Annotated in this window: 19 protein-coding genes and 2 riboswitches; of the genes, 7 read left to right on the top strand and 12 right to left on the bottom strand. The window is 38.8% G+C overall.

The annotated features are described in order from the left end of the window. Positions 1 to 55: 55 nt before the first annotated feature. Positions 56 to 910 carry a pyrroline-5-carboxylate reductase gene (gene proC, locus DZB84_RS19630; protein WP_116354011.1) on the bottom strand — a complete coding sequence of 285 codons (855 nt, stop codon included), beginning with the start codon at positions 908 to 910 and terminating at the stop codon, positions 56 to 58. 275 nt (positions 911 to 1,185) lie between these two features. Here proC and DZB84_RS19625 point away from each other — a divergent pair, with 275 nt between their 5' ends. From DZB84_RS19625 to DZB84_RS19605, 5 genes are all read left to right on the top strand, one after another. Beyond that, complete coding sequence (locus DZB84_RS19625; RefSeq protein WP_116354010.1) at positions 1,186 to 1,896, top strand: MOSC domain-containing protein; 711 nt, start codon at positions 1,186 to 1,188, stop codon at positions 1,894 to 1,896. Positions 1,897 to 2,102: 206 nt separating this feature from the next. Beyond that, a riboswitch (SAM riboswitch) is annotated at positions 2,103 to 2,200 on the top strand. Positions 2,201 to 2,350: 150 nt separating this feature from the next. Next, complete coding sequence (locus DZB84_RS19620; RefSeq protein ID WP_116354009.1) at positions 2,351 to 3,382, top strand: methionine ABC transporter ATP-binding protein; 1,032 nt, start codon at positions 2,351 to 2,353, stop codon at positions 3,380 to 3,382. After that, a complete protein-coding gene (locus tag DZB84_RS19615; RefSeq protein ID WP_116354008.1) occupies positions 3,372 to 4,022 on the top strand; it encodes a methionine ABC transporter permease in 651 nt (216 codons plus the stop codon). The genes DZB84_RS19620 and DZB84_RS19615 overlap by 11 nt, the downstream gene beginning before the upstream one ends. A gap of 18 nt (positions 4,023 to 4,040) precedes the next feature. Continuing rightward, complete coding sequence (locus DZB84_RS19610) at positions 4,041 to 4,880, top strand: MetQ/NlpA family ABC transporter substrate-binding protein (RefSeq protein WP_116354007.1); 840 nt, start codon at positions 4,041 to 4,043, stop codon at positions 4,878 to 4,880. A gap of 60 nt (positions 4,881 to 4,940) precedes the next feature. Continuing rightward, positions 4,941 to 6,146: a M20 family metallopeptidase gene (locus DZB84_RS19605; RefSeq protein ID WP_116354006.1), complete on the top strand. Its 1,206-nt coding sequence runs from the start codon at positions 4,941 to 4,943 to the stop codon at positions 6,144 to 6,146. 94 nt (positions 6,147 to 6,240) lie between these two features. Here the strand turns inward: DZB84_RS19605 and DZB84_RS19600 are convergent, their stop codons facing one another. From DZB84_RS19600 to DZB84_RS19585, 4 genes are all read right to left on the bottom strand, one after another. Continuing rightward, positions 6,241 to 7,029 (bottom strand): hypothetical protein, encoded by a 789-nt coding sequence (locus tag DZB84_RS19600; RefSeq protein WP_116354005.1) that lies wholly within the window; start codon positions 7,027 to 7,029, stop codon positions 6,241 to 6,243. A gap of 23 nt (positions 7,030 to 7,052) precedes the next feature. Further along, positions 7,053 to 7,610, bottom strand: coding sequence for a hypothetical protein (locus DZB84_RS19595; RefSeq protein ID WP_116354004.1), 558 nt, complete (start codon positions 7,608 to 7,610; stop codon positions 7,053 to 7,055). 74 nt (positions 7,611 to 7,684) lie between these two features. Further along, positions 7,685 to 8,254, bottom strand: coding sequence for a hypothetical protein (locus DZB84_RS19590; RefSeq protein ID WP_116354003.1), 570 nt, complete (start codon positions 8,252 to 8,254; stop codon positions 7,685 to 7,687). 15 nt (positions 8,255 to 8,269) lie between these two features. Further along, the gene (locus DZB84_RS19585; protein ID WP_116354002.1) at positions 8,270 to 9,343 is read right to left on the bottom strand and encodes a hypothetical protein; all 1,074 of its coding nucleotides are present in this window, start codon (positions 9,341 to 9,343) and stop codon (positions 8,270 to 8,272) included. 238 nt (positions 9,344 to 9,581) lie between these two features. On the opposite strand from DZB84_RS19585, the gene DZB84_RS19580 reads away from it, so the two are divergent. Together DZB84_RS19580 and DZB84_RS19575 are read left to right on the top strand one after the other, a co-directional pair. Next, positions 9,582 to 10,502: a DUF3994 domain-containing protein gene (locus DZB84_RS19580; protein WP_189655313.1), complete on the top strand. Its 921-nt coding sequence runs from the start codon at positions 9,582 to 9,584 to the stop codon at positions 10,500 to 10,502. Between the two features lie 95 nt (positions 10,503 to 10,597). Further along, positions 10,598 to 10,675: riboswitch (ZMP/ZTP riboswitch) on the top strand. A 135-nt stretch (positions 10,676 to 10,810) separates the two neighbouring features. Then, positions 10,811 to 12,010 (top strand): phosphoglycerate dehydrogenase, encoded by a 1,200-nt coding sequence (locus DZB84_RS19575; protein ID WP_116354000.1) that lies wholly within the window; start codon positions 10,811 to 10,813, stop codon positions 12,008 to 12,010. A gap of 100 nt (positions 12,011 to 12,110) precedes the next feature. On the opposite strand, the gene DZB84_RS19570 is transcribed toward DZB84_RS19575, so the two are convergent. The 7 genes from DZB84_RS19570 to DZB84_RS19540 form a co-directional block, all read right to left on the bottom strand. Beyond that, a complete protein-coding gene (locus DZB84_RS19570) occupies positions 12,111 to 12,602 on the bottom strand; it encodes a carbonic anhydrase (protein WP_116353999.1) in 492 nt (163 codons plus the stop codon). A 13-nt stretch (positions 12,603 to 12,615) separates the two neighbouring features. Next, a complete protein-coding gene (locus DZB84_RS19565; protein ID WP_116354021.1) occupies positions 12,616 to 12,981 on the bottom strand; it encodes a Na-translocating system protein MpsC family protein in 366 nt (121 codons plus the stop codon). 49 nt (positions 12,982 to 13,030) lie between these two features. Continuing rightward, the gene (locus tag DZB84_RS19560) at positions 13,031 to 15,646 is read right to left on the bottom strand and encodes a DUF2309 domain-containing protein (protein WP_116354020.1); all 2,616 of its coding nucleotides are present in this window, start codon (positions 15,644 to 15,646) and stop codon (positions 13,031 to 13,033) included. After that, positions 15,627 to 17,174 (bottom strand): NADH dehydrogenase subunit 5, encoded by a 1,548-nt coding sequence (locus DZB84_RS19555; RefSeq protein ID WP_116353998.1) that lies wholly within the window; start codon positions 17,172 to 17,174, stop codon positions 15,627 to 15,629. Before DZB84_RS19555 ends, DZB84_RS19560 begins: the two co-directional genes overlap by 20 nt. 390 nt (positions 17,175 to 17,564) lie before the next feature. Next, entirely contained in the window at positions 17,565 to 18,125 is a 561-nt protein-coding gene (locus DZB84_RS19550) for a maltose acetyltransferase domain-containing protein (protein ID WP_116353997.1), read from the bottom strand. 37 nt (positions 18,126 to 18,162) lie between these two features. Beyond that, positions 18,163 to 19,395 (bottom strand): MFS transporter, encoded by a 1,233-nt coding sequence (locus DZB84_RS19545; RefSeq protein WP_116353996.1) that lies wholly within the window; start codon positions 19,393 to 19,395, stop codon positions 18,163 to 18,165. 2 nt (positions 19,396 to 19,397) lie between these two features. Further along, on the bottom strand, positions 19,398 to 20,435 hold the full coding sequence (locus tag DZB84_RS19540) for an ROK family transcriptional regulator (protein ID WP_116353995.1): 1,038 nt from the start codon (positions 20,433 to 20,435) through the stop codon (positions 19,398 to 19,400). Positions 20,436 to 20,513: the final 78 nt, after the last annotated feature.

Genomic DNA, 20,513 nt, shown 5'->3' with positions numbered 1-20,513 from the left:
TGTTTTTGATTGCCGGACGAAGCGCTTATCGCCGGTTAAAAAGGTATCTATTATGTTAAACAGCCTGAACTTTTTTGGCAGTTTTGCCCTCAAGCTGTGAGCTAATCTCATGCGAACGCTTTGCTGCGTGTTTAATAGCTTGTGAGATCGCCTTGTCCCCACCATTCTTTTCTAATGCTGCCAGACCAGCGGCTGTCGTTCCATTTGGCGAAGTTACATTTTCCCGTAATGTAGATGGCGTCTCACCCTGTTGCTGAATCATTTTAGCTGCGCCAACAATCGTTTGCGCAATGATATCCCTCGATAACTTTTCCTGTAAGCCTAACTTCTTTGCAGTTGCTTCCATATGCTCCATGAGATAATAAATGTAAGCCGGACCACTGCCTGCTACCCCTGTAAAAACATCCATTTGGTCTTCAGAAATCTCATACACTTCACCAATGGATTTGAGTAATTCTTTTGCTAGAAACATATTTTCATGAGTGGTATAGGAACCAGCAGATATGGCCGTTGCAGACTCTCCAATCATGCTAGATGTATTCGGCATTACCCGGATCACCTGCTGCCCCGCCGGTAGATGTTGCTCCATATAGGATGTAGTAATACCCGCTAATACGGATAAAACAAGTTGGTTCGGTTGAAGTGAATCTTTGATGGACTGTAATGCAGTTTCTGCATCTTTAGGTTTCATTGCGAGGACAATTATATCGACACTTGTTAGTGGTAAATCTTGGCTTACTAAACCATTAATCTTATAAACAGCTTCTAACTGTTGTAGTCTTTCCGTACTCGTTCTGTTGGTAACGAAAATCTGGTTAGATGGGACTTTTCCAGCTGCAACAATTCCTGAAATCATCGCTTCTGCCATGGACCCTGCCCCTATAAAAGCAATCGTTTTTTCATGTAACATCAAATGTCTCCCTTGTGGTGAATTTTAAACACAATACTTATCGTAACATCTTTAAAATCATAAACAAGGGATTCATGGAATGTCATATGCATATGATTCAATTAGTGAGTGTAAACGTTACCATAAAAAGCTAATCACATCTAACCATCTGATACGCGCTCATACCGTCGCTGAGGATAATATTTGAAGGTTGGACAAGCCTCAGAGAATTGGGTCAGAGGGACAGGTTCTGCGTCCCCATTCATGGTAGACTAAAGCAAAAGGAGATGGGAAATATGAAAAAATACCCTTACATAGATCAATTATTTATTGGGAAACCCAAAACGTTTGGAGACCCGAATGCGAAGAAACTCATGGACAAAGAATGGACAAGTGGAATTTTTAAAGAGCCGGTTCACACACCGCTTTGGCTCGGCAAGGAGAATTTAGAAGGAGACGGCCAAGCAGATTTAAAAAATCACGGAGGATCTGAAAAGGCGGTTCTCTCCTATGCAGCAACTCATTATGAAAAATGGCAAGGTGAATTGGAGAATGAATTGATTCAGGCAGGTGCAATGGGGGAAAATTTCTCTATTGTAGGGTTGGATGAAACTAATGTGTGCATTGGAGATATTTATGAGGTCGGTGAAGCCCTGGTACAAGTTTCTCAACCACGTCAACCGTGTTGGAAGCCAGCTCGACGGTTTAAAATACTAAATTTTGCATTACGGATTCAAAAAAGCGGTCGAACAGGATGGTACTTTCGCGTTGTCAAAGAAGGCATAGTAAAAAGACACGATACCATCAAATTGATTGAACGATCTTATCCTGAATGGACGATCGCCCGTTGCAACGAAATCATGCATGAAAAGAAAGACGATTTAGACTTGGCAGCAAAACTAGCCACATGCGAACACCTTGCATCAAACTGGAAAGAAACCCTCACAAAGCGGCTTAAAGGCGAGTCAAAATCAATTGATAGCCGTGTATACGGACCAAATAAATAAGAGCTTAAATGAAGGATGAGACCTTCTCCGAAAGCCAAATCAAGCCATTTTATATAAATGCCATGGGTTAATATATTCAATCGTTTCAAATAGATTTAAAATTATTCCAATATATACTTTTCCGTATTAAAAAAATAACAAAAAGATATCAAATATATTGACAATTATATTATACGGATGTATAGTGTGATTTATATTAAAAATACTTCTTATCAAGAGAGGTGGAGGGACTGGCCCTTTGAAACCTCGGCAGCGGACAATTCGTACCGTGCCAATTCCAGCAAGTAAACTTGAGAGATAAGAAGAGGATAATGGAATTGACCTTCTGCCCTCTTCTGTCTGAAGAGGGCTTTTTATATTTTCATAAAATAATATTTTCTGATTATAAGAATAATAATTTGCTATTCGGAAATATTGAGGGAACATTTTTAAGAGACACGAAAGGAGATCAAAAATGATAGAGTTTCAAGAACTGATTAAGGTATATGACAGCGGCGGTAAGAAGGTGCACGCTTTAAATAACGTCAATTTAAAAATTAACAAAGGAGAAATCTACGGGGTTGTCGGATTCAGTGGTGCCGGTAAAAGTTCATTAATTCGCTGTGTGAATTTCCTTGAACGCCCAACCTCCGGAAAGGTCATTATTGACGGCCACGACCTAACAACTCTTTCCGAAAAGCAGATCCGTGAAGTAAAGAAAAATATCGGGATGGTCTTCCAACACTTTAACCTTTTAAACTCAAAAACAGTATACGCGAATGTCGCAATGCCACTTATTTTAAGCAAAACACCAAAGGAACAAATTAAAAAGCGTGTTACAGAACTGCTTGAATTCGTCGGCTTAGGTGATAAGGCCGATGTCTATCCTGACCAACTTTCTGGAGGTCAAAAGCAACGGGTTGGTATCGCCAGAGCATTAGCAACACAGCCTTCGATTCTCCTTTGCGATGAGGCTACCTCTGCGCTGGACCCGCAGACAACAAGCTCCATCCTGCAATTGTTGAAAAAAATTAATCAAGAATACAACATTACGATCTTAATGATCACTCATGAAATGTCTGTTATTCGTGAAATTTGTGATCGTGTAGCTGTCATGGAAGCAGGACAAGTAATTGAAGAAGGAACCGTCTTTGATGTCTTTTCCGCACCAAAGACACAAACCGCACAAAATTTTGTCAGCACTGTTATGCACGATCAAATTCCCGAGTCCATTTTAAGCATGATTAATAACAACGAAGGATCACAGAACATCTTCCGAATAAGCTTTGTCGGTCAGTCAACAGGTAAGCCGTTTTTATCACAACTCGCCAAAAAGTTGGATATCGATATCAACGTACTATTTGGCAGCATCACTGAGCTTCAAGGTATCCCATTCGGCAACTTGATTGTGGAAATTCAAGGGCCTGATGCAGAGGTAAAACGTGCATTAACGTATATGCAATCACAACAAATAAGCTTCAAGGAAGTGACATCCCATGCTAGTTAATACGGAACAAATCATCGAAGCGCTCATTGAAACGATACAAATGGTTGCCTTCTCCTTTATCTTTTCAATTATTCTCGGGCTGCCACTCGGCATTCTCCTTTTTGTAACCCGTAAAGGTCAGATACTTGAGAATCAGCCGGTTTTTACCGTGGTAAATGCAATCATTAATATTTTCCGCTCCATTCCATTCATTATTTTACTGGTAGCAATCATTCCAGTTACCCGGTTGATCGTTGGAACTTCAATTGGAACAGCCGCTGCAATTGTTCCGCTCGTATTTTACGCTGGACCATATATTGCCAGATTAGTAGAAAGCTCATTGCTTGAAGTGGACGAGGGTGTACTTGAAGCAGCTAATGCGATGGGAGCTACTCCCTTCCAAACGATTTTTCGATTCTTACTTCCTGAAGCGCTCAGTTCATTAGTCGTAAACTTTACAATTGCGACAATCGGACTAATCGGTGCATCTGCCATGGCTGGCACTGTCGGTGGTGGAGGAATCGGGGACCTGGCAATTACCTACGGGTACCAACGTTTTGATACTACTACAATGATTATTACTGTTGTCATTCTGATTGTGATGGTTCAAGGCCTACAATCATTCGGCAACATTTTATCTAAAAAAATACGAAGAAGATAATCAAGGAGGAAACACATCATGAAAAAAATCTTTTTACCCATTCTTTTACTTACATTAGTCATCTTTACGGCTGCATGCTCTAACAACAGTGCTAGCGGTAAAGAATCAGAAACAAAAAAAGTTAAAATTGGTATCACCGGTACTGACACACGTACATGGGATTATGTAGCTGAAAAAGCAGCTAAAGAAGGTATTGAAATTGAGCTTGTCTCATTTAGTGACTATGTTCTCCCAAACACAGCACTTGCTGATCATGAAATAGATGCGAACTCATTCCAGACGGTTGCTTACTTTGACCAATTTATTGAAGAGCATAATCTAGATCTTGTACCAATTGCAACTACCTATCTTGCTCCAATGGCGATTTACTCAGAAGAATTAAAGGATGTAAAAGAAATCAAAGACGGTGCGAAAATTGCCTTACCAAATGATGTATCTAACCAAGGTAGAGCCCTTTTATTACTTCAAGAAGCTGGGCTACTTAAACTAGTCGATAATTATGACGGTCTTGGTTCTATCGAAGAAGCTATCGTTGAAAATCCAAAAAATCTAGAATTAATCCCTACTGCTCCTGCGCAAATTCCAAGAGCTCTACCTGATGTAGATGCAGGTATTATTAATAATGGATTTGCAAGAGATGCTGGATTGAACCCGATTAACGACTCTATTTTCCATGAAAGCGAAACAGCAATTGACTATCTAAACATTATCGCGGTGAACAAGGAAGATGAAAACGACGAAACCTTAAATCGAATTGCTGAACTATTCCAAGAGGATGATACAGCTGATTTTATTAATAAAGAACATGGCGGTACATTAATCCCAACCTTTGTTCCACTTGAGAATATTGGCTGGTAATTACCAAACCTTGAGGGAAACTTAGTTTCCCTCTTTTACATAATAAAGGAGGAAAGAATAATGCCCCAAGTTATCACTCATTTAACAGAAGCAATCACAGCAAATATTGATAAAAATAAAGAACGTTATATTGAAACAAGTCACAAAATCCACGCAAACCCAGAGATTGGCAACGAGGAATTTTTCGCCTCTGAACAATTAACAACGATTCTTGAAGACGAAGGATTTTCCGTTGAAAAAGGTGTAGCTGGTCACGAAACTGCCTTTGTTGCCCGATTCAAATCAGAAAAACCAGGTCCATCCATTGCCTTTTTAGCTGAATATGACGCATTGCCTGGTTTAGGTCATGCTTGCGGTCATAATATCATCGGAACATTGAGTGTCGCTGCGGCGGTTGGATTAAGCAAGGTACTTGCGGAGACTGGCGGCGAGGCAGTTGTTTTTGGAACACCAGCTGAAGAAGGTGGTCCAAATGGAAGTGCAAAAGGAAGCTTTGTTAAACATGGACTGGTTGAAGGTATCGATGCAGCAATGATGATTCACCCTCAGGGAAAAACAAGTCTTACCTCTCCTTCCCTAGCTGTTGACCCGCTTGATTTTGAATTCATCGGAAAATCGGCTCACGCAGCCGCTGCTCCTCATAAAGGAATTAATGCCCTAGATGCTGTCATTCAGCTATTCAACGGTATCAATGCTCTTCGCCAGCATGTCACAGACGATGTACGCATTCACGGCATCATCACACATGGCGGCGATGCGCCAAACATTGTTCCTGATTATGCGAAGGCTCGGTTCTTTATCCGCGCGGCTACAAGATCAGGGCTAAATGAAGTTACCAAGCGAGTGAAAGCAATCGCTGAAGGCGCAGCTCTAGCAACAGGTGCAAAGCTCAATGTCATTGCCTTTCAGAACGAAGTCGATAACTTGTTGTTAAACGATGCGTTCAACGCGGTATTCAAAGGAATCATTGAAGAGTTGGGAGAAAACGTCGCGGACGAAAGAGAAGGAATTGGTTCCACAGATGCCGGCAACATCAGCCAAGTCGTGCCAACCATTCATCCTTATATTAAAATTGGAGCAGATGACCTTGTCCCACATACTGTGCCATTTAGAGAAGCAGCAGCATCTGAACGAGGCGACCAAGCTTTAATCACTGGCGCGAAAGCACTTGGCCTCACCGCGTTACGCTTGATTACACATGCGCAACTGCTTGAAGAAATCAAAGACGAGTTCAAACAAAGAAAAGCAGCTGAAGAAACGAAGTAAGCAAAATCTCCTCAAGAATTTTCCTTGAGGAGATTTTTTATCTAGATAAAAGAGACAGGATCGAAACACAAAAAAAGAACCTCGACAGATACATTTACTCCTTTAATCTTCCAATTATCATCTTTTTAAGCTGGCCTTCAAATTCCCCTAATGTAGTAGGTTTGATATGTACAAGTTCCACCCTATCAACCATTTCGGGTACCGTTAGCCATACACCGTTTTCTCCTTGAATAAAATGTAGATCCTCATGATCCCACTTTTGTTCGTGATCAACCCATGTCATAATTTCAAATTGGCCAGCTTTTTGAAATGTTTTAATACTAGTAATAAACTCCTCTAGTATTTTTTCTTCGGAATTCAAGTTAGTCATTACATATCTATCAAAATCCGGTTTTTCCTTTAAAGCTAAAATATTCTCAAAGACACTCCTTGGTATATATGAGTTTACCGAACCTACTTTTGAAGATGAGATAGAAAATCGATTGATTATTTCTTCTAGCGCCTCTTTAGGTGTTCCAACTAATTCTATTTTAAATAAATTATTATTCGAATCTATCGATTTCTTTACGACTAGTTTGGGTGTGAAGTAATAATGGGAACTCACTTGTTGATTTCCTTCAATTAGACTAAACCAACAACAAATAGACTCAGGTCTCATGGCATTTATTAAAATGGCGTGTTTACGCTCTATTTGGTAGGTTTCCCTCTCAAAGATTATCTCTCGCTCTACTAAACCATCTTTTATTTTGAGCCAATCCTCTTGTATTTCACTTTCTGTAAAACCTTCATAAGGGTCTTTCAACCCAATAATAACCTCTATTCCTAATAACTCACTTAAAAAATATATTTCCTTTGATGAGAGGAAAACTTCTAATGAATCCATATTTCACCCCATTCACAGCTTTTTTATCTTGTGACAGCATACGTTCTAAATCTTGTCGTAAAATCATAGGTTAAATCCTTCGTAACACTTTCCCCATTCACATCTACAGTTACACTGATTACAACAGTAATCACACTACCTTCCGTTAATTCCATATTGTAATTATTAGTTTCTTCAATAAGGCGATTCTTACTTGATTGGAAGGATGGATAGTTCTCATCATCGGAAAAATCTAAAGGAATGGTTAATTCCTGATTAATCTCTTTAAAGACTACATCTTTTTTTCCAATAATTTTTATATGATTTAAGATTACTGGATTTGAATTTTCAATTTTTCTATACGCATTAAGTCTTAAGGAATACCCAGGATACCCTGTTTCAGACTCATGTGTCATATATGGCTTAAAGAATATTCCCCCTACAATATAGGGCTCATATGCCGAATCCTTTAAAACGTCATCAGTCATTTTTAACTTTTCCGTTTTGGCATGATATAAATCAATAATCGTTGCTGTTTCACATCCTATAAGACTACTGAAAAGAACAACGATGCTTACTATTTTTAGTAACCTTTTTAGCATTTTTCTACACCTTTATCTAGTGATGAGAGGTGGACCTCTAATAATTCCCTATTAGACCTCATTACATGACTTTTTTATCTTGTGACAGCATAGGTTCGAAATCTTGTCACAAAATCATATGTTAAGTCCTTGGTAACCTTTTCCCCATTCTCTTCTACAGTTACATTGATAATTACTGTTATTACACTATTTTTTGTTAATTCCATATTATAATTGTTAGTCTCCTCGACGAGTAGACTGTCACTTGATTTGAAAGGTGGGAAATGCTCATCGTCAGAGAATTGTAAGGGAATAGACAAATCTTTAATAATTTCTTTGAAGATAACATCCTTTTTACCAACAATTTTTATATGATTTATGACTGCCTGACTTGGATTGTCAGCTTTTTTATATGCATTTAAGTATAAGGAATATCTAAAATACTCTGTGTCAGAACTACCAAACGTTGATTGTACCATATACGGATTAAAAAATACCCCCCCTACAATGTAAGGATTATTTGCAGAATCCATAAAAGCTTCTTCATTTATAGGTATTTCTTCAGTTTCGGCATGATATAAGTCAATAATCGTTGCTGTTTCACAGCCTATAAGACTACTTACAAGAATCCCAATGCTCACTATTTTTAGTAACCTCTTTAGCATTTTTTACACCTCTATCTAGTCTTGAAATCTCTGCTGATCTCTTTCATTCTTTTGTCCTACCATATAGTACGGTATCACATCCGTAACAACATGACCTAACCCCGTTTTACCGTACTCTACCCAATCCAATATATCTTGCTTACTATTTGGAAATCCTTCAGGCATCAGGGTTGGATTAATATAATTATACGTTCCCTTATAACGTGCATCGGTAACGGGTTTAAGTGTATCTCCGTCAAATACAGCTTCTCTGCCATCTGGATGGATAAATTTCTTTTCAGGTTCTCCTTTATTATCGTCATGAAAGACTGACATACTTTCGGGGAGTTCAATCCAACCAAGTCTAGGATTCCTTACTTCTTTATAAGTTGGATGAGGCTCATTCAATTTGTCCCTCTGCTCATAATGAAGATATTCGTACTTTTCCCTGAATGCCCTACCTGTGCTTGTCATGTCGAGACCTTCTCTGACGCCAGTTTCTAATAAAAGGTTAAAGATATCCTTTTTATTATCTTTTACAAATTCGTAGTCATCTATCATTTGCTTGCGTTTTTTATCGATTCTACTTGTTGCTTCTTTCCATCCAGATTCAATGTCTTCTAATCTTTCATTTGCTTCATTCCCAACATAATTTAATGCAGCTTGACCAAGGTCAAGTACGTTTCTCAAATTTTCAGCGATGGAACGTGTAGTCGTATCCTTATGGACCATCTTAGCGGCACCCATCGTACCTTTAGGATTTTTAAAAGGGTCATATCCTTTAATAAACCCTAAAGATAAAGCCGTTTTGGAACGAACGGATTCTAACGAACGAGATTTATTATCTATTATTCTTTCTGCATTTTGATATAGTTGGACTGAATTATGGATAAATCTCTCAAGATCCTTTATCTTTAATTCTAATTCATTTAAAGAGCTAACCACCTGATTTAAACTTACTCCAATCCCTCGACGGCTTTGGATCCTATAATCAATACCTGATTTTAATCCCCTTACACTACCCTTAATTGTAGATACCTTATTAGAATCTCTTTGCAATGAGGGTATAGCAAGCTGGACTGTTGATACATTAATCTTTATTGTTCCCAATATCAAATACCCCTTAACCTTTCGATTAATAAAAAAGTACAGCCTATAGTTTATTTCTATATATTACCAGAATTGAAGGATTTCCTGATAGTTATAAAAGTACTATTTAAAGCAACTTAAAAGGTCTTTTCGCCCAATTTCGTTACATATACATTTGGAATATTTATGGAAAATAGTAACAAACTCCTATTTTATCCAACTATCTAACATACTATGATTAAGCAATGGAGGAATGTATATGAAACTAAAAATGGTACGATCAATTATTTTATCTGCACTTATACTATCATTAGTAGGATGTCAGGCACTTGAGGGCTCAAGCCAAGGTAAAACAAAATCACCCAAAATTGAAAAGTCAGAACCATTAACGGAAGAAGAATATGAGGTTACTGTTTCAGAAACATCCCAGGAGTTTTACAAAGAATTAACCGAAATGCTGACAAAATTAATGGAAACAAAAACGGTTGATGATGAAATGCATAATTGGTTAATTGAAAAGGTAAATAACATGCAAAATTTATCAAACAAAGTTCTTGCCTTAACCCCACCTTCATCTTATGAAAAGGTTGATAACTATTATAAGGATTCAATGAACGAATTTCAGATCTACCTAAAAGGTTTTCAAAAAGGATTAGAGAAGAAAGACTTGAGCTTAGTGAAAGATGTCTATGAAAATTCATTAAAAGGGGAACAATTGTTAAATCACGCAAACGCACTGCTCTCACTTACCTATGATATCCCTGTTGGAGATGGTACCATCACCTCAGCTGATTTAAAGGCATTAGATAAAAACGCCGGCATTGACCGGGACAGCGTTCTCTTACATGTATCCGAGGATGGTAAGGAACTTAGCGGAAAATGGGGCACTAGGAAAGAAGATGGGACCCTTACCATTTCGATTGTTTTAAATGAGGATGGCTCTTACGAAGGATACGGAAACGGTGAATATCCGGATCAAAGTAATGTTATGAAAGGTACTTGGAAATACGAATTCCTTACGCATACAATCCATTTCACCAACGACGAAGTTTATAAGAACGGTAGTTTGACAGAATCACCAAGACCTACAATGAAAATGGACTTGCAATCCTTTAAGAACGGAAAAATTCAATTATTCGATTTGGAAACGGGGCGAACATTTCCATATGAAAAGGAATAAATGAAGGGACAGAGGACACCTTCATCGTCCTAAAATTTAAATTAATTAAAACTTGAAATTTATCAAAAAACTTGGTATCATACTAACAAATCAAAGAGGCTATATGTGACTGGCGCACGCGGAAAACCGCGAGGGAGCATATGGTGTCGGAGCCGTTCGCCTGGGCAGAGGTAAGGGAAAGTCCCCTTGCCTCTTTCTGTTATTTATAGGATTGTGTGATTTTTACCAATTCTAAACAGATCCAGACCTCATTAATTTGTATAAGTTTTCTATACTTAAAATCTATGTTCAGGAAAGAGGTAAACGAGATGAGCACACTTATTGAAAGTCAGATAAAAACGATTAAAACATTAAATAATATTGCCGAAAGTGGATTAAAGGTGTTCAAAAATGGTCAATTTACAATCGATGATCAAAGCGAGAACCCCGATGCGATTGTTGTTCGCAGTTTCAATATGCATGACCTCGAGCTTGGCGATAATGTAAAGGCAATTGCACGTGCAGGTGTTGGTGTAAACAATATTCCCATCCAAAAATGTACGGAGAAAGGGATTGTTGTATTTAATACACCAGGTGCCAACGCAAACGCTGTAAAAGAAATGGTTTTAACGGCTTTAATGGCTACATCCCGTAATGTCTTTGCAGGCATCTCTTGGACAAAAACATTAGAAGACAAAGGCGATCAAATACCGGCACTCGTTGAAAAAGGAAAAAAACAATTTGTCGGAAAAGAAATTAAAGGGAAAACTTTAGGTGTGATTGGTTTAGGTGCAATCGGTGCGCTCGTTGCAAACGATGCGCTTGATCTAGATATGGATGTAATCGGATTTGATCCATTCATCTCTGTTGATACAGCTTGGAACTTATCACGTAACGTTCAACGTGCAATGTCACTTGAACAGCTATTTGCGGAGTCTGACTATATTACTGTACATGTTCCATTAACAAACGATACAAAAGGAATGTTTAATAAAGAAGCATTCAGCATCATGAAGCCAGGTGTTCACATTATCAATTTCTCACGTGGAGAGCTTGTGAACGAAATCGATATGGCAGTTGCACTTGAAGATGGAATCGTCGGAAAGTATATGACCGATTTTCCTAATGAAAATGTGTTAAAAATGAAGAATACCATTTGCACACCACATCTTGGAGCTTCAACAAATGAGTCTGAGGAAAATTGTGCAATTATGGCAGCTCGTCAGACTAAGGAATTCTTGGAGACAGGTAATATTAAAAACTCAGTAAACTTTCCAAACGCTTCTCTCCCTTATACAGGGAAAACACGTGTAACGGCTTTCCATAAAAATGTACCTAACATGGTTGGTCAAATCACATCAGCTATCTCAAACTATGAACTAAACATCGCTGACATGGTAAACAGAAGCCGCGGAGAATACGCATATACAATGATCGACATTGACAATGAAGTAAACGGAGATATCGTTCCTAGTTTACTAGAAAAAATCAAGCAAATTACCGGAATTATTTCAGCACGAGTGATTTAAGATAAAAGAGGAAGCAAGGGGTGTTGCCCCTTGCTTCTTTTGTTTCTTTGTCGGTTATAGTTTTCCTATTTTCACCCAATCGCATGCCTCTTTCTCACCTTCAAAACACCATTTCTTCAATCTTTTCTTCAGTTCCCGTGTTAATAAAGAACCCGCGAATAACTACATCATCCGGCACGAGTGGATGATTCCGGATTGTATCAGCATTTTTTTGTACATAATCTGTTGCTGACTTGTTTCCTTCCAGCCACTCTCGCAAATTCACCCCAGGGAATTCCGGCTTACAATTCTTGAAAAGATACTCGAGTGTTTCAAGTTTATCCTGAGGGACAGAGGGACAGGTCCATTGGCCCAAGAGCGATGTATCTGTCCCCTTGTCCCCAACAACATAAACTTCTTTAATTTTTTCTTGGTAAACAGTAATGATGATCTCTCTCATAATCTCGCCGAAAGGATGCAACACTTCTCGACCATTGCTATTCAAGATGATGATATCCTCTGGGTTGATATGGTTCACATAGTTGGAGAAACATTCTGGTTGGTATTCTGCTTCAGTTAAAAATAACACTTTCGTTCTTTCGTCTGAATTCATTGCATTCACCCCATTAATTTAATTGGCTTTCCAAGTCAGTTGAAAGTTTAAAGACAATAACCCGCTCTCCAGTACGTGTACTAATATCCGTGTAAAAACTAATAACTTCCTGTCCAGTGATTGTATAAATGATGTTTTTTAATTCTTCAACACCTGACTCTACCAAGCTATTACGGTTTTGTTTAACAGCTAGGAGTCCACGTTGATCCTCACAGAGGGAATACTCAGCAGGAGTTAAAATACCACGCAAGACAACGATAATCATATCTCGTAAAATATCTGATTTAACCGAAACCGAGCCGCGTCCGAGATAACTTTTTTCCCAATGTGTTAATTCTTTGCTAATTTCAGCTTCAATTGCTCCTTTTGACTTCTCCATCATGAGATTTTCCTTCTTTCTCCGTTAAATTCATCTAGTACTGATATAGTTAAGACCAACTCTTCCAGTGACCTTCTGGGTCAATAGACGCAAGACGAATCCATCCGTTTTGAACCTTTTGACGAAAAGTAGAATTATCACCAAGCATCCTTTCTACATATTCCTTTGGAGCTTGAATGACTACTAATAAACGTATTGGTCTGTGATAATTCTCATTATCAGACTTCATTACTGACTGCCAAGGAAGACCAGTTAGTAAATCACTAGCGTTACCCTGCATGACTCCAATTCCAGAAGTGACTGTTTGGGTCGCTTTATTCCCGCTACCATAATAATGCGGAGCAACTGTGGACGCGTAGTATTGCAAGTTAATCCATTGACTAACAGTTGCCGGACCCGTAATAATGTTTGCAAGCAACTCACCATTTCGATCCTTTTTCCAAGAATAGTTATGGAGAAAAACTTCTCCACCCAGATTACACTCCTTCGTAAGCTCACGTTCCCCGATAATAAACGCTGCATTTCGTGCAAGGCCCCACTCTGGGCGCACCTCACTCCAATCATCTGCAAAACGCTTTGCCTCTGCACTTGGATCTTTAAACATTGAGGTGATATTTGGCAATTGCTGCATTCTCTCTGCATTTGCCTCATGACTAACCCTCGGAAGTATTTTTTTGATATGTTCGAATGATTCCTTTGCTGCATCTGAAAGCTCAGGAACATAAACCCACTGAAGTTCATCGGTTGATGTAATATGTTCACAAGCTGCAAAAACGGTCTCAATTGGAATGTTAATCCCTCTCGTTGCAAGGCCTTTTCTTACACTTGGAAGATTACATAAAGTCGCAAGTACCCTCGCGTTAAATTCACCTGACGCTCCTCCACATGCTCCGCAATCCAGTGCTGATGCGTATGGATTATTCAAGCTACGGCTTCCATGACCGCAAATGGCAACTAAAGGAGCGAAACTATCGGTAAGACCCATCGTCCTTAAGGACTGTTCAACATAATGTACTTTCTCTTCTTCTGAAAATCCGACTGGTAGCCCTGATTCAGAATCGTTCACATGGTCTAGTGAAAGTTTAGTTGAAGGCTTACGCAGCCATTTTTTTCGAGCTTTGCGGATGGCTGAATCCGTACTCCTTGGGAGAAAACTCCGAACCACCGTTTGCAAACCAAGCCATGGTCCGCTTATTTCAGGTAACACAAGGCTTGAAAACAAGTTGTGCTTCATCGCCTTAAATGTAGACTCAAGGGAATAACCCGTATGCATACGTTGTTCATATTGTTCTAATTCTAACTCAGGTAAAGTTTCAACTACTTTAAATTGTGGTTTATTCATAACCGGCAAGGATTGATGACTATGTGTACTGCAAAGCTTTTTCGTTTCAATCGGTAATCCAAAAAATCCGGCTGTGCCAAATGTCTGAAAAGGACCAAGTTCTTCTAGTTTACGACGAAAAGGCTCAGATCGGACATCAATACAAAAAGCGAATTGTGCCATTATCTGATCTTCTTGACTTTCGGATTGCTTCGCTTTTTCTGTCACCATGTTCATTAATTGGTGCTCATAGGTTTTTTCCCATGCTTCCAACCAAAGACGCCGACGAGTCATTTGATCAAATTGAAGTCCAAGCGCTATGCGTGCTTTTAATTCTGGTAAAGGCAGCCTGCTCCACTCTTGAACAGATATATTGCTATATCGAAAACAAGTTGAAATCAAGGAATCTAACCGGTCTTTATTCTCAATCCTTTGCTCTTTTAATGGCAAATAGGGTTGGATAAAGGCCCATTCCATCGAAATTCGGACTGCTAAATAGTCGCTTAGCAGTTTCGCATCCTTATCGGATTGCTGAGAACGCCAAAGCATCATACCTGCCCAGCCAGGCAATGCAAGTAGATGGGCTTCTAGATACTCTTGTATATCTACATAAGGGATTTCCAGTCTATTCAACACTTCCACTAATGCAAAATCTGCATCATTAGGTAATTCATCTAACTGCTTGCGAATTGTGGTGTTCAGTGCCGGATCCATTTTAACAAGTTTTCGCCACGCTTGATAAAAGCCTTCCTCTCGATTTGGCATTGACCAAACACCTTGTGACTCATCTACATACAATTTACACCACTTAATGATATGGTGGTTAAGTTCTTTAACAACTTTCCCATCCCATAATAAATCCAAGTATTGACTATAAGTAAGGACAGCCTGATTTTTTCTAATTTGAAGTTTCAATTGACTTATTTTTTTTACTAACCTCTTTAAGTCAGCATCCTCCAATTTATAAGAAGAGGCATGATCTAAGAGAATAGCTTTGCAGTATTGTTCAGCTACCTCGCGTGACAGTTCTAAAGACTGTCCATCAAGCCATTTTTTAAGCCCTAGTTCTAAAAAATCAGGGTTAATCTCTCCTTGATTCCATGCCATTTGGAACATGGTGTCACTTGGATAAATATTTACATCACAAACTTTTTTAAGACGGCGAGCAACTTGTTCAAATGATTGTTGTTCTAATCCTGCCCAAGGACTGCGAGCTGCAAACGTTTGAATAGGTCCTAGTGGCGAAATCACTTTACTTGCTGCTTCCACTACATCATCCAAATCAAGATGAAAGACATTAAGTTCCTTTTCCAAGTAAAGATTTTTAGCTAATGTGGTATTCATCATGCATTCCCCCCTTAACATGTAGCTTTGTTAAATATTTAGGATGGCTATCGATCGATTCACACCGAGGTTCGCTCCATTTTACAAGCCAAAGATAAATAAAGGCGTATATTTTGGATGTTCGGTGACGAATCGCCCACGCGCTTATCACACTTCCAGCCAACAAGAGCCCAAGTAGTAAAATGGCCACAAACATTGGTGGCTGTCCCTCGGTTTGAATCATTTCATGCAACAGATGAACAAATGCAGAATGGATAAGGACAAACACTACGCCTATTACTAGAATAAAAGAAAATCCAACGACACGCCCGATACGTCCGTACCCTAAGGCTACAAGCTGCTTCATAGCGTAGAACACGGACCACCCAATAATGACAGCACTAATAAACTGATACGTCTCCCCTTGAGAGGTCAACCAAAAACTGGCTCCAACAAACAGTCCTAATGCGCCTCCGGTAACGCTCCATAAAATGGAAGGTTGTTGAGTCGGACTGGAAACGGAACGATTTTGATGAATGGCACTACCTGCCTGCAAGAAAAGGGTAGCTTTAAATAAACCATGTAAGATAGCATGAATAATGGCTGCCCAATAAGCCCCTAGTGCACACTGTATAAGCATAAAAGCCATCTGGGCAATCGTAGAACCAACAAGCTGTCGTTTGTAGTCAACCTGAACTAACATCATCCCGGTTCCGATCAATACGGAAAAACTAGCTAAGATCAGGAGCACAATCTGTGCCGGATCGCCATTAAAAAGAGGGGCTAAGCGTGATAAAATCATACCCCCTCCATTCACAATACCTGCATGCATGACAGCAGAAATTGGCGTTGGAGCAACAACTGAATCGATCAACCAACGCTGGAAAGGCCACTGTGCTGCCGGAATCACGACGGCGATAATGAGAAGTAGGTTGATACAGGTTTTCTCCCATGCATTAAGTTGCTTGATGCTATCAGCATCAAAAGCGTGAGACATTTGCCATTGCCCTGTGGCTTGAGCAATCCAAACGCCTGCAACTACTAGAATGAACCAGCTAATGGCAAATTGTTGACCAGACGTTCTTGCAGCATTTCTAGCCACTTGCCATTCTTTTCTTAATCCGATTAGAAGGGTCAATCCGAGAAGTGTGACACCCCAAAAAATGAGTAATAAACGAAGATCGTCACTAAACCATGCGAGTGAGTTAGCAACTGTTATCAGTGTTAATAATGCAAAATATTTACGATATGATTGATCACCCAATAAATAACGAACAGAAAAACGTTGGACAATCAGTCCAACCGTTAGGACAAATGCGGCCAATAGCCATGACAGGGAATCCATACGCCATGGTCCAACAATCACGCTACCACTTTGATATAAAAGCACAGTTATCGCCATTATTGGAGGCAGTGCGATGATGCCAATGTGGGTCCGAACATAATTCAAAGGAACTTTTGGATGTAAAAAAATAAATGCACTTAGCAACGAAAGTGCTAGTAAGATAAAAAATCCCGATTGAAGTGTAAAAAGATTTAATGAATGCATCTCGCCTCTCCCCCTTACGACTTTTTAAGAAAAATAAAAAAACCGACAAATTTCAATGTTCAATGGCACTACGACCATTAAGCGCTGAAAATTGTCGGTTTACTTTAAACGAACCTATTGGTTTTTTTACAGTCTACCGTCTTTATTAATCTTTATGAACCGTTCAACTTGCTCAAATTTGCTATTTTATTAGTTTCACTTTTTCATATAATCAATAAAAAATTATTAACTCTATGCTAAAGCAATCTATTTATTTAAAAGGAACTGAACAAGCATTATTTTGTGTAATATATTTTACTATTTCGTAAATATTTCTGTCAAGAGTGGGTTTACTATTATCATTTCGGAACCACTAAAAAACCGGAACTGATTTAGGTCCGATTTTATTTGCTATTCTTCAATTTTTTTAATTATCTTCGCCGGGTTTCCACCTACCACTACATTATCCGGAACGTCTTTTGTTACGACGGAACCCGAAGCGACTACTACGTTATTCCCGATTGTGACACCTGGATTGATAATGGCTCTTCCACCTATCCAAACATTATGGCCAATTGTGACCGGAATTCCAAATTCTGCACCCGATATTCGTTCTTGTGCATTTAATGGATGGGTGGCTGTATAAATGTGAACCCCCGGTGCAATAAAACAGTTATCTCCTATTTTGATTTCACAAACATCAAGGAAGACACAATCGAAATTGGCATAAAAATTTTCGCCAACATGTACATTGTAGCCATAGTCACAACGAAATATCGGCTCTATGTATATATTTTTTCCTGTGGAACCAAACAGTTCTTTTAATAATTCTGCTCTCTTATCCTCATCTGTTTCGAGTGTTTCATTATATAACCTCGTTAACCTTCTTGCATTCACCCTATCTTGTACTAATTCTAGGTCGGCTGCATTATAGAGTTCACCATTCAACATTTTTTCTTTTTCGGTTTTCATTTCTTTATCACCTTTAAGTTACTTTTGCAATAAATCATTAAATAACTGTTGCACCTGTCTCTTTATTGTTTCGTAAAACCTTCTGTTTCAGTATGCCATTTAATTTTTCCGAACTTAGTAGCATAGCAGCAACATAAAGAACGACACAAATTGGTAGAATGCCAATTGTTGAGTGAGATGCAATGTAACCTAAAAGTGGTGGCATGAATGTAGTGCCCGTATAAGCGACCGCCATTTGATAACCCATGATTGTCTGAGAATGTTTTTTTCCGAAGCGCGCAGGCGTTTCATGCAACATACACGGAAATATTGGTGCTAATCCTAGTCCAATAACAATAAAACCAACAAGCGAGAAAATAGTTGGTAATGGTAAGAATAAGATAATCGAACCTGTTAAAGCAATGATTTGTCCCGCTCGAATCAGGGTACGGTTTGTCATTTTAAAGGTAACAAAGCCTGTGATTAATCTTCCAACTGTGATTCCTACGTAATATAAAGAAACCCATTTTGCAGCTGTTGCCGGACTTAATTCTTTTACGTTCACCAAGAAACTGCTTCCCCAAAGCCCCACGGTTGCTTCAACCCCACAATAGAATAAGAAAGAAGCAAGTGCCAGCTTCACTCCTTTAATTTGCAAAGGTTTGACATTATCATTCACTACATCACTAGATGCATCTTTCAAAGGTTCCTGATCTTCGTTTAAAGCAATCTGGCTGTTATTGTTTACTTTGCTCCACAAAGGCAAAGTAAATAGAAGGATGATTACTAACGCAAACTGAATGCTGGAAATAACGAAATATCCATTTCTCCAAAAATTCCCCTCCGCAATAAACTGAGCCATGATGATAGGACCTAAAGTAGCTCCAACTCCCCAAAAACAATGTAACCAACTCATATGGTGTGCCTTATAATGGGTAGTCACATAATCATTTAATCCTGCATCAACCGCTCCTGCCCCTAATCCAAGTGGGATTGCACATACAACTAACCAACCAACTGAAGGAGCAAAATGGAAGCCTAGCAAGGCACAAGCAGTCATTAAGACACTTACAAATGTAACTTTTCCAGTCCCATACCTTTTAAGAACCTTTCCGCTAACCAAACTGGAAATAATGGTACCGCCCGCAATCGTCATAAAAAGGAAGCCAGCAGTCTCAAGTGGAGCACCTAAATCCGGTTGCATGACTGGCCATGCTGCGCCTAACAATGAATCTGGCAAACCTAGACTGATAAAAGCTAAATAAATAATGATTAAAAGGAGTAATGTCATTTTTAAACCTCGCCTTTACGAATATGTGATTCATTCAACATAAGGTCAATTCCAAGACCTTGTAATCCAAACAAATAATCCTGTTTCCAATCGCTAATTGTCAGTTTTGGAAGATGTTCTGAGGGGATATATTTTGAACTACTCTTAGCCATTTTATCTAGAATGGCTTTTTCGACATCATCTAAGCAAAAAATGATTGTATGAGGATTAATGATCGCTACAAATGTTGCTATTAATCTGCTAAATGCATCAATCTGGTCATCTTTTATTCGTGATTTCTTAAACCCACTATCCATTTTTAGCGCCTGCCCCAAATTCCGATCATCATACTGTGGGACGAATGAAACCTCTCCTGAGAAAAAGGTACTTCCCCGTACCACATCTCCATTTATCATAATTCCAGCACCTGGACCATTATGACCGCTATATATATAGACTAGTGATTTATTTTCCTTTTTCCCCATGCTATGGTGATAACCAAGGACTGCCGCATTCATATCGTTCTCGATTACAACAGGTACTGAGAAACGGTTTTCCAAGTAGCCTTTTAAATCAAAATTTTGAAGATGCTCATAATCTGGTATATAAAAAATCCGACCATTATCAACGGAACCAGGAACACCAATAGCCAAAGAACTGATTTTAGGATTTTCCGTTATGATGGTACTAATGTATGTTGTTAATAAATCTAAACCATTATCCACTAGTACACTAGGAGCTTTTCCTTGTTCCCTCACTTCTCCTACGCAATTAAAAATGGTATAAATGGTCTCTGTTTTCTCTAAGAAAATGGCGAGTCCAAGCATATGCTCTGGGTTGTACGAATATCTTTTAGCCCTTCTCCCGCCACTCGATTCATCCAAACCCACCGAAGTTATTTCGCCATCCTTCTCCATCTGCGCTAGAAACTTACTTATTGTTGGAAAACTAATGTCTAACTTATCCCTTAGTTCAACCTTTGTTGCACTTCCTAGTTCTAAAAGAGTTTTACGAATACCAAAAAGAATGGCCTTCTTCATTGTTTTTAGACTGGTATTCATCTTAGATTCCCTCTTTCTAATAAACTTTTTAAAGACGTTTAATAAGTCCTATAATAATGACAATATATCAAATAAAAT

The sequence above is a fragment of the Bacillus sp. HNG genome (assembly GCF_003400205.1).
Lineage (GTDB): Bacteria > Bacillota > Bacilli > Bacillales > Bacillaceae_L > Ferdinandcohnia.
The sequence above is the reverse complement of the archived record's forward strand: the minus strand, read 5'-3'. Positions and strand labels throughout refer to the sequence as shown.